Origin of the sequence: Butyrivibrio sp. FCS014 (assembly GCF_000526935.1) — a bacterium.
Classification (GTDB): domain Bacteria; phylum Bacillota; class Clostridia; order Lachnospirales; family Lachnospiraceae; genus Butyrivibrio.
On the sequence record NZ_JAHA01000013.1, the window covers coordinates 39,486 to 54,758 of the forward strand.

Here is a 15,273-nt window from a genome sequence, read left to right on the forward strand (position 1 = left end):
CCTCCCTTAGAATAACCTTTCTTCGCCGGTTCTCTTGGCGATCTGATTTGCCAGCACGATGATCACGATGGATACGACGCTCTTAAAGATACCTGCTGCAGTACCGAGAGAGTAGTCGTTCTGGCTGATACCCCAGGTGAGGACATAGATGTCGATGGTATCGGATACGCTTTTTACAAGACCGTTTCCTAAGAGATACTGTACTTCAAAACCTGCGTTAAGCAGATTACCCATGTTCATGATAAGCAGGATTATGATCGTAGGTCTGATACCCGGCAGTGTAACATTCTTGATCTTGCCCCATCTTCCTGCGCCGTCGATGGAAGCGGCCTCATACAGACAGGGGTCAATGGATGTAATGGCTGACAGGTAGATAATGGCATTCCATCCTGTTTCTTTCCATACATGCGCGAAGGTTACGATGGGCCAGAACAGCGCCGGTATCGAGAAAAACGGGACGGTATCCTTAACAATACCGAATTTAACAAGAAGTTCGTTTACGATACCTGTTGATGACAGAGCATCATTCAGGATACCTGTAACGATGATCCATGAAAGGAAGTGGGGAAGGTAGGAAATGGTCTGAACTACCTTCTTGGCCCTCAGCAGTCTGAACTCATTTAAGAGAATAGCAAAGATAATAGCTGTGAGGGTAGTAAATATAAGGTTTAAAGTTCCCATGCAGAAGGTGTTTCTGATAACCTTAAGGAAGGTTGCGTCTGAAAACAGGAACTTGAATTTTGTAAGGCCGACCCACTGGGAGTGGAAAAGACCTGTCTTATTCTTATAGTTTTCAAAAGCCATCAGCCAGCCGGCCAGGGGCAGATAACAGAAGACAAATCCGTATATTACAAACACTGCAGACCAGGCAATAAGAACTCTCTGCTTGATGAGTTCTTTTTTGGTGATGACCGGTTTCTTTTTCATTGTGACGGTTTTACTCATGCTTTTGGTACCTTTCGTATAATAAATCTGTATAAAAAGGCAGCCATATACTTTTATAACTGCATATGGCCGCCTTATCGTCTAAAACCGGAAATTAAACATTAGTTGCCTGCGTTTGCTGCCACTCTTCTGTCAAGCTCTTCCTGCATCTGGTTAAGGAAGTCTTCAGGCTGGCATGCTTCGTAAGCGCTCATGTAGTTGTTCCACTCGCTCTCGAAGTCAGATGCCATAACAATCTTAGGAAGCCACTCGTGCTTTGTCTCGCCCATCTTTGTCCAGGCAACACCACCGGGTGTTGATGTATCAAGGTTGTTTGAGTATGACCACATAGGGAACCAAGGATGTGTTGCGTTAACATCTTCTACAACTGAACCGATAAGATCGGGATAGTTCTTAGCACCGTATGCATCGAAGCACTTCTTAAGGGGCTCTGCCAGCTTGTCATAGAACTCTGAAGGCTGCTCCTCGGGAAGGTTAGCGTTGATTCCATCATCGCTTGTTCCGCCGTACTGAGGAAGGTAGCTGTATGTGCACATGTGATCTGCTTTGTACTTAGGATCAGCAACCTGTGCTCTGATCTCAGGAGTTCTGTAGAACAGACCGTTCTCGTCTACGAGGTAATCAACACCCTCAACACCCCAGAAACGAAGGTTCATGATATCCTGGTCGAGCATCTTGTCAAGGAATGAGAATGCAAGGTCGGGATCTGAGCAGCTTGTTGTAACTGCGATACCTGAAGCTGTGTTAAGTGTGTCACCGTATGTATGCCAACGGTTCTCCATGCCCTCATCAATTGTAAGTCCGAGAGGAACATAGTTGCAGCCCTGCTTATCAAGACCTGCTGTAAGGAGTGCGTCGTTGATCTGCTGGAAATCCCAGTACTGATCGCACATACCAAGTACGTTACCGTTTGAAAGCTTTGTGATGTAGTCATCGTATTTCTGTGTTCCGAAGTCCTTATCTACGATGCCCTTCTTGTACTCTTCGTTGAGCTTCTGGAAATATCTCTTAGCTGTAGGAGTTGTGTTGTAGTCAACGATTGTAGGATCCTTGCCCTCGAAATCAACGATTACAGAACCGTCGTTAGGATATCCGTCAAGGAACTGAGGTGCGTTCTCGATACAGAAGTATCTCCAGTCATCGCAAAGGCATGTGTAAGGGATGATGTCCATCTCGTTGCCGTTTGCATCCTGAGTCTTAGGATTAGCAGCTGCATATCTCTCGATAAGATCGAAGTACTGATCAAGAGTCTTGATCTCAGGATAGTTGTCCCACTCAAGAACTCTTGCCTGAATCCAGAATGCCTCATCGTTGTGTGCTGTACCTGTAGGAGCACCCTTTGTGTTCTGGAATACGTTACACCAGTAGATGTGTCCGTCATCCTGTCTGAACTGATCCCACTCTGTAGGTGTGTAGTAGTTTGTCAGGTTAGGATACTTGCCGCTTGCAAGGTACTCATCCCAGGGAACAAGAACACCTTCGTTGTAAAGATCTGCGCATCCGTCACCACCATCGATAAGGTCAGGATATGTTCCTGAAGCGATGATGCTTCCGATTGCCTCTGATACTGTCTGGCCTGTAAGCCATGTCTCTTTCAGACGAACGCCTGTCTTCTCAGCGATCATGTCCTGGATCTCATTGTTTCCGCTGTTGATCTCTGTTCCGGGCATTCCTGCGAAGAATGTGAAGTCTACGATGTCTCCGCTTGCTACAGGAGCAGCCTCGCCGCTGTCTGTTGTCTGAGCAGCAGTATCATTGCTGTCTGTTGTTGCCGGTGCAGCATTGTCTGCAGCCGGTGCGCTGCCGCAGCCTGCAAGAGAAGCTGCCATGAGCAGTGTGCTCATTGAAAGTGCAACGACTTTTTTCATTGTGTTGTTTTTCATTTCTAAACCCCTTTCTCTCCTCACTTTTTTCCAAAAAACATAATCACTATGTCTTTTTTCTGAAATCATTATAAATTTCTGCGCTTCGTAAAAAGAATGGAATTCTTTTACTTCAGTTAGCACATTTTTTACTTCTTTAACAGAAAATTTATGATTTGTTCTAATTTATTGTGCACAATTTACAATCAATGCAGGTACTCTATTGATAATAATGAACAATTACCGCTTCCTTTATAGACAAGATATAGTGCACATTTTTTACCTGTAAAAAGAGCGTCGAATCTGCATTCGTGAGCGGTCCAGATGTTGGAGCCGTTGGCCTTGATCTTCCCAAGTAAAATGCCCTGGCCATCGGGAGTTTTCCCGCCTGCTGATTCTCCGGGACAGGTACGTACCTCAAATTCCCCATCGAAGTAAGCCCTTGTCTTAATGCGAAGTCCTGTGGCGCCCTTAACATCGAAGTACTTAAATCCAACGGTGGTTCCGTCAACGATGCCCTTGATATAGCCGTCGCTGTAGTCCTCATCGCCGCCCTGCTGAACAATCCTCGGAACTGACTCTCTGACGTAGAGCTCACGATCCTCTGTAAAGAGATTGCAGGCGATATAGGCAGGATATTCGCCTATATCTGACAGAGGTCCTCCGTTAAGACCGCAGGAAGTGATCTCTGCCTGCTTTATGCTGCCGTCAGCCTCAAAGTCGATCCTTTCTGCGCAGCCCTGTCTTGAGAACCAGGTGCCATGGGTATGTCTGTGGTAAAAGATATACCAATTACCGGAAATCTCCAGGATGCTTCCGTGATTGTTGGCACCGTAGGCTGCGGGAACCGATGCATTCTTATAAGTATCTATATGAAGATCGCAGTTGCTTACGATAACTCCGCCGTAAGTGAAGGGGCCTTCCGGTTTATCTGAGGTAGCGTAGCACAGCTCGTGCATAACCTCGGATGAGTAGATGAAGTAGTAGGTGTCGCCGCGCTTTCTGATAGACGGTGCCTCGAAGAAGGCATGTCCCTCAAAGCCTGTGCCGGCGCTGTACTGATCTCCCGGTGCAATTATTGCGGGAGCCTTGACTACAGTCAGCATGTCTTTTCCAAGAACCGTGAACATGGCGCCGTGCCTGGATTTATCTCCCTGGCCGCAGAAGCCTGTGTAAAGGTAGGTAACATCTCCCTCAGTCAGTACTCCGGGATCAAACTGGGGCTCATCCCCCTCTTTGTCACCGAGCTTTGTTCCGTCCTCATAGTGAACGTAGCCGTAGAACTCGAAGGGTCCTGCAGGTATATCAGCCACCGCAACGGAGACGATGCTCACCTTATCAAGTACGTAGTAAAGATAATATCTTCCGTCGGGACCCACTGTGACATCCGGAGCGTAGAGACACATGTGTCCGTCCGGATTTAAGGGATCCTGAGTTTTTCTGTAGATAACGCCCTCGTAGTGCCAGTTGCCAAGATCGTTTACCGCAGCTGACCAGCATACGTAGTCACCAAGGCAGAAGGTCTCGCCCTTGCAGATGTCGTGGGAGCCGTAGACATAGACTCTGTCACCGAACACATAGGGCTCACCGTCGGGAATATATTCCCAGGAGGGAAGGTAGGGATTCACAGCCTGCTTTTTGCTGCCCTGCCTGATGCCCCCTTCACATTTTGGTGTTGGGCCTCTTCCCGGGAATTCCATCTCGCTATGGAAGGGGTCACGATAGGGATCCCATTTGGGAAGAGGTTTATTATCAGCGCCGGAGGGATTGGGGTCTCCGGTTTTTACGAAGTTTGCAAAGTAGTCGCACATCCTGCCGGCCAGGTCAAAGTGCCTGCCCTCATAGGGTCTGTGGCATTTGCCCAGTGTGTTGAAGAAAAACCACAGGTCGCAGGAGTGGAAGGTTCCGGGATAAGCATCCCCTTTATGTCCGTCTCCCGGAATGTCGGGATCGAATCTGTAATAGTAGAACCTCTGGTCCGGACGGTTTTTCTGAGCGTCCGTAAAGGCACTCTTAACGGACCGTTCCACCATATTTACGCCGGCATCAGAAAATTCATCCGTGGTATTTCCCGAGATCACAGGAACATCGGCGCATTCGCCTTTTATGAACTTCTCCACGGGATCTGAGGTGCAAAAAGAACCGTCGATTATCGGGAACATTCTTCTGTGATCTTTTACAAATCTGTTGTAGCCATCCAGTATCTCTTTTCCCGAAAGGGCTCTTGCTTCCTCAAGGTCTTTAACTCCAAGGCAGGCAAAAAACTCTTCACCGAGAGCCTCGGCCTGTGACAGGTTCAGAGGATTAAAGATGTCGTCCTCAGCCTTGGGAAGTCTTATGATACCGCTGAAGATGGCTGCTCCCTTTATAATGTCAAAGTTATCTTTGCAGGCAAGCTGGTGCATTACACTGCCGCCGCCTGCGGACTGGCCTGCGATGGTGATCTTCTCAGGATCTCCTCCGAAGAAAGCGATATTTCTTTTGACCCATGATAGGGCAGCTTTCTGGTCAAGAAGACCGAAATTGGAAGGAGCATCGGGAGACTCTTTGGTGATGGAAGGATGTGCCATGAAGCCAAAAGCCGCCAGACGGTAAGCAATGCTCACAACAATGACGCCGCGCTTTGCCAGGGCTTCGCCGTTAAATTCCATCTCGGCGGTGTAGCCCCACTGGAAGCCGCCGCCGTAGATCCATACAAGAACCGGAAGGGCTTCGTCGGCTTTTTTGGCCGGTGTCCATATATTTAAATAGAGGCAGTCCTCACTGTTGGGAATATCGGGATCAACGTGCCATTCTCTGTCGTAGAGACCGTCCCCAACTCCCGGTGTATCCTGCATGGAAATGGGACCGAACTCAAAGGCGTTTAACGTGCCCTCCCAGTCGGGGCAGGGTTGAGGCGCCTTCCACCTGTTCTCTCCGGTGGGAGGAGCAGCAAAAGGAATCCCCTTAAACACCGTGATCCTTGGGTCATTGCCCGGAAGTCCGCGGACCTGGCCGTTTTCTGTTTTTGTGATTCGTAACATTATTCACCCCTGAATACAATACTTTTTTAAACCCTATGATTGTAATCTATCGCAAAAACAGTTCCGCAATCTAATCAAAAAATGCGACATATTTATCAATTGACCATCAATAGCAATTTTTGGACAGAATAAAGCAATTATAGGGTGGAGGGCGGAAATGCCCATTTGTTATAGTCGTGGAAGATAAGAATATTGTGGGCAAAAGTGCCCGGAGGGGATTACATAATGAGTTTGAATTTAGATATTAAGAAGAGCTTCAAGCAGCTTTCGGATCACAATCCGGTGATGGTCCAGAGGTTTGGCGCCGACCCCTATGCCATGGTTTACGGGGGAAGGGTCTATGTCTATATGACCCTGGATGACCCCGCTCAGGAGCTTGATGAGAATGGGGAAGTAAAAGAGAACAGCTACAGCATGATAGATAAGATAAGCGTCATTTCTTCTGATGACCTTGTAAACTGGACAGACCACGGAACCGTGTACGCAGCCGGAGAGCAGGGAGCTGCCAATTGGGGAAAAAACTCATGGGCTCCCGCAGCGGCCTGGAAAAATATAGACGGTAAGGACAGATTCTTTTTGTACTTTGCAAACAGCGGAAACGGAATTGCGGTGCTAAGCGCCGACTCACCGGTGGGACCATTCACGGACCCTATTGGCGGACCGCTGGTTTCAAGGGATACACCAACCTGCGCTGAGGTTACCTGGCTCTTTGACCCGGCAGTGCTTATGGATGAGGACGGAAGTTCCTATATATATTTTGGCGGCGGTGTCCCTTCCGAGGATAAGGCGTGGGACCCGGGAACAGCCAGAGTTGCTAAGCTTGGAGCTGACATGATAAGCCTTGAGGGTGACCCCAGGCCCATCGAAAATGTTTCCTATTTATTTGAAGATTCCGGTATCAACAAGATCGGCGGAAGGTATTTCTATTCCTACTGTTCCAATTTCAGTATGTCAAAAGAGGCAGAGGAGGAGAAAGGTTTTGAGCAGGGCGAGATCGTGACCATGGTTTCCGGTGATCCCATGGGACCCTTTGAGATGGCGGCGCCTGTTCTTAAGAATCCCGGGCACTTCTTCGGCCTTGGCGGAAACAACCATCACTGCATGTTTGAGTTTGGCGGTGGATACTACATCGCTTACCACAGCAGGATCCTCGAAGAGAGCATGGGACTTTTGAAGGGCTACAGATGTACCGGTATTGACAGGCTTGAGCTTGACGGTGACAGTGCCCCTGCAAAGAGCGTCATGACAAGAAAGGGCGCAGAGCAGGTAAAGGCCCTTGATCCCTATAAAGAGACAAAGGCAGTCACCATGTCCAACGCTACAGGCATCGCCACAAGGCAGTTTGGAGAAACGGCAGAAAAGTACGGAAGCGGCGACATGATCGTGACAGATATTCACAGCGGAAGCTGGGTTAGTGTGAGCGGAGCGGACTTTGTAGATGCCGGCGCAAAGGGCATTGAAGTACGGGTTAAGAGCGTTGACGCAGACGCAGATAGCGATGCTGAAGGCGGAAGCGTTAGCGGAAGAATCGGAAGCGCAGGACAAAACGGCCTTTCCGGCAAAATCCATATCTGCCTCGACTCCCCTGAGGCTGAGCCTGTCTGCAGCGTCATTATAGGTACCTGCATTGTCGAAGAACTTACTGAAATCACCGGCTCTTTTGACAGAGCTGTCACAGGAAAGCATGACGTTTACTTCGTCTTTGAGGGCGAAGGATTTGAATTCTACTCTTGGAAGTTTCTTTCCTGAAGAAAAGGAGATCATCTGATCATGGAAAAAACAATTGTAAATGCGCCTAAGGATCCCACAAAGAAGAGACCTTACCTTTATATTCTCCACAACAAGGATATTCAGGGAGCTCCCCAGACAGACGGAAGCTTTACCCACTACCTGTACATGGATATGGGAAGGCTCCAGGATGCCGCAAGGCTCACCGGGAATCTTACAGATGAGAAGATGTTAAGAGACATGGAGACTGCCCAGGGCTTTAAGGAGATCGTGAACAGTATCGGCGTCAGCGTATCCTGCGCCCTGCCAGACAAAAAGGTTAAGTTTGTGCTGGAGATGTATCCCACAGTTCCGGGGGAGGATGCCACTGTTATAGAAGAAGATATCGCCATGGACGGCATGGAGACGGTAATCGATTTTGCAGGACTTGAGCTCAAGCCCACAGACAGAGTGCTGGGGCAGTTTCGCTTTGAGTTTGACACCGAGGGACTGCAGGCATCCGCAGATGTTCGCCTGTACCTGAATGACGGCTATGAGGCTCCGGAGCAGTTTGAGGACAGCGCCGTGGATACGGACAGCCCGGCCTACAAGGCCATGATCGCAAAGAGTCTTATGCAGACAGGCAACATCGCAAGAGTTAAAAAGGTTCTGGAGAAGGCCGGAAGCGGCGAGGATGTAACTCTTGCTTTCATCGGAGGTTCCATCACCCAGGGAGCCGGAGCGGTTCCCATTAACGAGAAGTGCTATGCAAGGGTCTTCTACGAGGACTTTGTAAAAAGATATATGAAGGGCGGCGAGTGCACCTTTGTAAAAGCCGGCATCGGCGGAACTCCTTCGGAGCTTGGAATGATCCGCTTTGAGAGGGATGTGCTAAGGGACGACACAGCAAGGCCTGACATGATCGTCATTGAGTTTGCGGTAAACGACGGCGACGACGAGACCGAGGGTGTCTGCTACGAAAGCCTTGTTAGGAAAGCACTCTCCCTTCCCTGTAAGCCCGCAGTGGTGCTGCTGTTCTCGGTGTTCTCCAACGACTGGAATCTGCAGGATAGACTCTCACCCGTTGGCAGAAACTACGACCTTCCCATGGTGAGCGTTCTTGATGCGGTGAGCCCTCAGTTCCCGCTTCTTCCCGGAGAAGGCAGAGTGATCTCCAAGAATCTGTTCTTCTATGACGTGTATCATCCCACCAATATCGGCCACAGGATCATGGCAGACTGCCTCATGAACTGCATGGATGTGATAAGCGGCGAGGGAGATTCCAAAGAGGATAAGCTGGATGTGGCAGGGACAAAGCCCGCCATCGGCGCGGATTTTGAGACCGTGGAGCTTCTGGACAGAAGAGAGGTTTCAAAGCTTTCTTCCAAATACAATATCGAACCGGTAAGTGAAGGCTCTTTTGACAAGGAGGACAAAGACCTTCAGTGCGCCGAGATCGACAAGAGCATCACGCTGGTGCCCCAGTTCCCCTATAACTGGCACTACGACGGAAGCGGCTGTAAAGAGAGCTTTAAGATGGCGGCGGAGTGCAAGAGGCTCCTCCTTATATTCAAGGATTCCGACAAGGGAGAGTTCGGAACGGCAGAGGTTCTTGTGGACGGCAAAGTCGTAAGAGACGCCGATCCCCACGTTAACAACTGGACCCATTGCAATGCAGTGATAATCCTTAATGGGGAAAAGAGCTGCCGGCATGAAATCGAGGTTCGCATGAAGCCCGGGATGGAGGATAAGAAATTTACAATCCTCGGATTCGGGATCGTAAAATAACGTAAAATGCGAAGTAACATGCAAGAAAATGTCGAGTAACGGTTTTTTGAAAAAAGTATAATCGAATAGTAAAAGTAGATGAATATGCGGATTTTGCCCGGAATTTCCATGGCAGGTCCGCATCTTCCGTAAGGAGAAGACATGAAGTCAAAACTTGTGCTGCCGAAGATCATTTCGGATGGAATGGTGCTTCAGCGCAGAAAAAGAATTCATATATGGGGCTGGGATGAGGCCGGCGCAAACATAGAGGTGAGGCTTGATAACCACGTATCTTCCGGTGTTGCAAACGAGCGGGGCAGATTCGATGTCTTTTTACCTGCAAGGGAGAGCGGCGGCCCCTACGAACTTACGGTTTCCGATGATAAGGGAAACGCCATCACTGTAACTGACGTTATGGTGGGACTTGTGTGGTTCTGCACCGGACAGTCCAACATGGAGCTGCCCATCGCCAGGGTAAAGGACAGGTATCCCACACTGGCGCAGATCGAGGAAAATCCCGGGATCAGGACCTTTAAGATCATAGAGGATACGGATTTTCACGGGCCTTTGGAGGAACTCAGGAGCGGCAGCTGGAGCCGTGTCTGCAAAGAAACGATCATGGATTTTTCCGCCACGGGATATTTCTTTGCGGCTTATCTTCAGATGATAACCGGGGAGGCTGTGGGCTTTATCAATGCATCCCTGGGAGGATCCAAGATATCGTCCTGGATGAGCAGGGATATGCTGGAAGGATATGATGAGCTTCTGGCGGAAGCCGACAGATACGCGGATGACGACTTCAGACAGTCGCAGGCTGCAAAGAATGAGATAAATGCCACATTGTGGAGAGAGGCTCTTGATAAGCAGGACAGGGGACTTTCCGAGAACTGGAAGAGGCCGGAGCTTGATGATAAGAACTGGGATGAGATAGATATTCCGTTTTTGTTTAAGGACACAAAGCTCGGGGACATGTGCGGCAGCGTGTGGTTCAGAAGAAGCTTTGATCTTTCGGATAAGCTTGCGGGAAAGAGCGCAAGGCTCTTTTTGGGAACTTTGGTTGACAGGGACGAAGTCTTTGTAAACGGCGTAAAGGTAGGAGGAATCGAGTATCAGTATCCTCCGAGAAAATATGATATTCCCGAGGACCTCACCAAGGCGAAGGGGAATTCCATCGTCATCAGACTCTGCGTTGAGAACGGCCTTGGCAGGATCACTCCCGGCAAGGACTACATGATATTTAACGACGAGGCGAAGGTAAGGCTTGATGGAAACTGGAAGTACAAGGTTGCCGCAAGGTGCGACAGTATCCCGCCCACGGATTTTATAAACTGGCATCCCACGGGGCTTTACAATGCCATGACAGCCCCCTGCCACAACTATCCCATAGACGGTGTTCTCTGGTATCAGGGCGAGTCCAACACCTTTGAGCCCTGGGATTACGTGGATCTGTCAAAGCGCATGATAAAGGGCTACCGGGATAAGTGGGGAGATGAGAACCTTCCTTACATCCTTGCGCAGCTTCCGAATTTTGTGATAGATGTTGCGCCTGTGGATGATCCCTGGCCGCAGTTTAGGCTAAGCCAGTCAGCTCTTCTTCAGGATCCCATGGTCGGAATGACAGTAAACATGGACCTTGGAGAGGACAACGATCTTCATCCCACGGGCAAAAGACGCATCGGCAAACGCCTGGCTCTGTGGGCAGCCCACTTAAGATACGGCTATCCTTCCGAGTACTGCGGACCTACAGCGGTTTCTGCAAAGATTATCGGGACGGAAGATGGCGCAGACAAGGAAGAGGGCCGCATAGAGATCTCTTTTGACCATGCTGCGGGACTTGTGGCAAGAGATATCGGAAAAGGCAGCCGTATCAGCGATTTTAAGATTGTGGATGAAACCGGAAAAGAATATGACGCAGATGCTAAGATCGTTGGCAGCAGCGTGATCTTAAGGACAGATCTTCCGGCAGACAGAATTAAAAAAGTAAGATATCTTGTGGATTATACCTACCACGGGGCGATGCTCTACAACAAAGCAAATCTTCCCATGGGACCTTTTGAGATTTGCGTTTAAGCTCAAAGATAAAGGCCCTTGCATCCCTGGGGTCATACGGGGCCAAGGGCCTGTGATTCAAGATTTGTTATAGGTGCGGCCTTCCACATCGGCACCCTGCAGATAGAGCTTTCTGAACTCTGTAGGGGAGCAGCCGTTCATGTCCTTGAAGACGCGGTTGAAGGTGGAAAGACTGAAGAACCCTGACTGCAGTGCGATATCCATCACCGACAGATCGGTGTCGCCAAGAAGCTCCTGGGCTAGCATGACGCGGCGCTTTGTTATGTACTGATAACAGGAGATTCCCATGCAGGACTTAAAGAGCCTCTCGAAGTGATACTTGGAGAAGCCTGCAAGATCAGCCAGTTGCTCAACGGTAAGATCCTCGCTTCTGTGGGAATCGATATAGTTGGTGACGGTCATGAGTTTCTCTATGTTCTTGGACTGGGGATCCGCCGTGTCCGTGGGAACAATGGCATCCACAAGATGCATGCTTCCTATCTGGGCAAGGATAAGGGTCACCAGTGAATATACGGAGATCTGAAGGAACTCGTCGCTCTGCCCGTAGAGGCGCTCAATGTCCCAGAAATAGTTCTGGAGTCTTGCAGCTTCCACAGGGAACCGGCTCTGCTTCACATGAACGTAGGGAGGAAGAGTCTTAAGGAGCGGCACCATCAGGGAAACCTGAGAATACTTGGCAAAATCGAAAAGAAGTATCAGCTTCTCTCCGCCGGGCTCAACAGCCAGGTATTCGTGCAAAGTACCCGGCGCGATCATCATGATATCCCCGGGGGCGCAGTTTACAACGGCGGAAGAATCATTGTGAAATTTAACCTGAAATGAACCCGAAAGGGGAAGGATAAGCTCCACCTCATTGTGCCAGTGAAGCGGATATTCATTGAGAGTATTGTGATAAAGAAGGACACCCTTCAAGGTGTCGTAATAAATATCTTCTCTTGACTGAGCATTGATATCTGAGATCATGGAAACTTACTCCTTTTACATGAACATATCCTTAGCTATTCTAGCATTTTATGGCAGAATCGTGCAATTACCGACTTTTGACAGAAGGGATGAAACACATGGAAACACAGAAATGGACACAGCTTTGGCTGAACTATAAGGACGCGGAGACAAAGCCCGGCACTGCTGATATTGTTGTGGAGGGTTTTGATGAAAATGCTCCGGTTGTGGCAAATGCCATAGCTGAATTTAGGAGAGCATTCACAGGGATTTCGCTGTCTCTTTTCCGGAAGGACAGTATACCGAAGGAGGGCTACCTCATCGCGGGGAGCGAGGATGGGATAACCGTTGAAGCCTCCGATGAGCGGGGAATCCTCTACGGCGTCTTTGCAGCCATAAGGCAGATGTCCTGCGGGAAAAGAGCTATCGAAGTAGCCGAAGAAGCTTCTCCAAAGAATCCCCTTCGTATGATGAATCACTGGGACAACATGGATGGCAGTATAGAAAGAGGCTACTCCGGAGAATCCTTCTTTTTTGAAAATGAGAAGATCGTGATCTCAGACAGGACAAGAGACTACGCCCGCTTCATGGCCAGCATCGGCATCAACGGCGTGGTGATCAACAACGTCAACGTCAAAGGCGCGGCTTCATACCTTATAACCGACAGATACTTTGGGCGCCTTTCTGAGCTCTCAGAGCTCTTTGAAGGCTACGGCATCAAACTCTACATGTCTCTTAATTTCGCATCTCCCATAGAGATCGGAGGAATGGACACCTGCGATCCTCTGGACCCAAAAGTAATCACCTGGTGGGAGGGCAAGATAAAAGAGGTATACGACAGGCTTCCGAATCTTGGCGGCTTCCTGGTAAAGGCAGACTCCGAGGGACGCCCCGGCCCCTTCACCTACGGAAGGACCCAGGCTGACGGCGCCAACATGCTGGGGGACATCATCAAAAACTACGGCGGAATCATTATCTGGCGCTGCTTTGTCTACAACTGCACCCAGGACTGGCGCGACCGCAAGACCGACAGGGCCAGGGCGGGCTACGACTACTTTAAGCCCCAGGACGGAAGCTACCATGACAACGTTATCCTTCAGATAAAGAACGGCCCCATGGACTTCCAGATACGAGAACCTGTTTCACCGCTTCTTGGGGGCCTTACAAAGACCAACCAGATGCTGGAGGTTCAGATTGCCCAGGAGTACACAGGGCATCAGATAGATCTGTGTTACCTCATTCCTCTGTACAAGGAAGTGCTGGATTTTCACACCCATTGTGATCAGGAAAAAGATACTGTGGCTGACGTTGTAAGCGGCCGCACCATGGGCAATACATTAGGCGGAATGGCGGCCGTAATAAACACCGGAAACGACCTGAACTGGACCGGTAACGATCTGGCAGCGGCCAACCTCTACGGATTCGGAAGACTTGCCTTTGATACAGACCTTAGTGCCGAAGAGATAGCAAGAGAGTGGATCGCCATGACCTTCGGGCTTCCGAAGAAGGAGGAAGATGTCCTCTGCAATATGCTCCTCAGGTCAAGAGAGATTTACGAGAAATATACCAGCCCCCTTGGAATAGGCTGGATGGTGAATCCCATGGGACACTACGGCCCCAGCGTTGACGGCTACGAGTATTCAAGATGGGGAACCTACCACAGGGCGGACCATCTGGGAATCGGCGTAGACAGAACCGAAAACGGAACGGGGTACTGCAATCAGTACTACGAAGAGAACGCGAAGATGTACAGCGATCCAAAGACCTGCCCCGAGGAGCTGGTTCTTTTCTTCCATCATCTTCCCTACACCTATATGCTAAAGACGGGAAAGACCCTCATTCAGCACATCTACGACAGCCACTTTGAGGGTGAAGAAGAGGCCCGGGGACTTGCCGATGATTGGGACAGCCTTAAGGGAGTGATTCCCGAAGATTCCTTCAAAAGGGTAAAAGAAAGGTTCGACCTTCAGCTTGACAACGCCAGAGAGTGGAGAGATCAGGTGAACTCCTACTTCTACAGAAAGAGCGGCATTGCCGATGAAAAGGGCCGAACCATATATTAGCTGAGAGGGATTTCCTTGTGATATCTCACCCTGCCCGGTTTGAGAGCTGATACTGCTTGGGCGACATTCCGATCTGCTTGGAAAAGCGCCTTGAAAAACTGGAGTAATTATTGTATCCCACCATGAAGCACACATCGTAGGGAGAGTTGTTCTGAAGCAGCAGCTTCTGGGCAAGAGCAATCTTCTTGGCGTTTATGTAGTGCTTCAGGGAATCTCCGGTGGCATCTGAAAAGACACGGCTTAGGTGGTCACTGCTGTAGTGAAGATCTGCCGACATGGTGCTGATGGTAATGTCCTCCGTTAAGTGGGTGTCGATGTAGTCCAGGACCTTTGCCACCGCGGCGGGCATGGAACTGCTCTTTTTCTGGGGCGGGACATTCTCCGAGTACTTGCAGGTAAGAAGCAGGAACTCGGCAAGATAAGCCTTTGCCAGGATGCTGTGGCCGTAGCTTTCACTGTGGAGGGCTTCCTCCAGATTTTTGGCCACCTGGATAAACTTTGAAATGGACTCCTCCGGGATTCTTAAATGATTCATATTTGCGGAGTCGGTGCTTCTGAAAAGAGTGCTGAAGTCCGTTTCCGCATCACCAAGATTCTTAAGATATTCATACTGGATGTTTATGACAATCCTCTCATAACCGCTGACATCCTCAAGGTCCACACCGTGGAACACCAGAGGACTTACAAAGAAGATGTCTCCCGGTTTCATTTTAAAAATGTCAGGCTCGATCATGAGGTTGACGTCGCCATCAAGGAAAAGAACTATCTCGTATCCGTCATGATTGTGGACGGTACTGATATCGGACTTGTCTACACGAGCCTTCTTGTGCTCGCAGATGATCTCGCTGTCGATCACTGTATACGGGAAGTTCAGACACTTTTTCATACTCCTCC

Annotated in this window: 9 protein-coding genes; 4 read left to right on the forward strand and 5 right to left on the reverse strand. The window is 49.5% G+C overall.

Annotation, left to right across the window (positions count from 1 at the left end; all coding sequences use genetic code 11):
* Window positions 1-6: 6 nt before the first annotated feature.
* The 3 genes from T456_RS0111835 to T456_RS23770 form a co-directional block, all read right to left on the reverse strand.
* Window positions 7-927 carry an ABC transporter permease gene (locus T456_RS0111835; RefSeq protein ID WP_024866313.1) on the reverse strand — a complete coding sequence of 307 codons (921 nt, stop codon included), beginning with the start codon at window positions 925-927 and terminating at the stop codon, window positions 7-9.
* A gap of 119 nt (window positions 928-1,046) precedes the next feature.
* Window positions 1,047-2,828 carry a sugar ABC transporter substrate-binding protein gene (locus T456_RS0111840; protein WP_242835962.1) on the reverse strand — a complete coding sequence of 594 codons (1,782 nt, stop codon included), beginning with the start codon at window positions 2,826-2,828 and terminating at the stop codon, window positions 1,047-1,049.
* 185 nt (window positions 2,829-3,013) lie between these two features.
* The gene (locus tag T456_RS23770) at window positions 3,014-5,830 is read right to left on the reverse strand and encodes a carboxylesterase family protein (protein WP_024866315.1); all 2,817 of its coding nucleotides are present in this window, start codon (window positions 5,828-5,830) and stop codon (window positions 3,014-3,016) included.
* A gap of 225 nt (window positions 5,831-6,055) precedes the next feature.
* Here T456_RS23770 and T456_RS0111850 point away from each other — a divergent pair, with 225 nt between their 5' ends.
* From T456_RS0111850 to T456_RS0111860, 3 genes are all read left to right on the forward strand, one after another.
* Window positions 6,056-7,579: a glycoside hydrolase family 43 protein gene (locus T456_RS0111850; protein WP_024866316.1), complete on the forward strand. Its 1,524-nt coding sequence runs from the start codon at window positions 6,056-6,058 to the stop codon at window positions 7,577-7,579.
* A gap of 21 nt (window positions 7,580-7,600) precedes the next feature.
* Window positions 7,601-9,325 carry an SGNH/GDSL hydrolase family protein gene (locus T456_RS0111855; protein ID WP_024866317.1) on the forward strand — a complete coding sequence of 575 codons (1,725 nt, stop codon included), beginning with the start codon at window positions 7,601-7,603 and terminating at the stop codon, window positions 9,323-9,325.
* Window positions 9,326-9,466: 141 nt separating this feature from the next.
* Window positions 9,467-11,374 (forward strand): sialate O-acetylesterase, encoded by a 1,908-nt coding sequence (locus T456_RS0111860; RefSeq protein WP_024866318.1) that lies wholly within the window; start codon window positions 9,467-9,469, stop codon window positions 11,372-11,374.
* A 57-nt stretch (window positions 11,375-11,431) separates the two neighbouring features.
* Here the strand turns inward: T456_RS0111860 and T456_RS21425 are convergent, their stop codons facing one another.
* The gene (locus T456_RS21425; protein ID WP_024866319.1) at window positions 11,432-12,337 is read right to left on the reverse strand and encodes an AraC family transcriptional regulator; all 906 of its coding nucleotides are present in this window, start codon (window positions 12,335-12,337) and stop codon (window positions 11,432-11,434) included.
* A gap of 98 nt (window positions 12,338-12,435) precedes the next feature.
* Here T456_RS21425 and T456_RS0111870 point away from each other — a divergent pair, with 98 nt between their 5' ends.
* Window positions 12,436-14,379: an alpha-glucuronidase gene (locus T456_RS0111870; protein WP_024866320.1), complete on the forward strand. Its 1,944-nt coding sequence runs from the start codon at window positions 12,436-12,438 to the stop codon at window positions 14,377-14,379.
* Window positions 14,380-14,404: 25 nt separating this feature from the next.
* Here T456_RS0111870 and T456_RS0111875 read toward each other — a convergent pair whose 3' ends face one another.
* Window positions 14,405-15,265, reverse strand: coding sequence for an AraC family transcriptional regulator (locus tag T456_RS0111875; RefSeq protein WP_024866321.1), 861 nt, complete (start codon window positions 15,263-15,265; stop codon window positions 14,405-14,407).
* Window positions 15,266-15,273 lie beyond the last annotated feature (8 nt).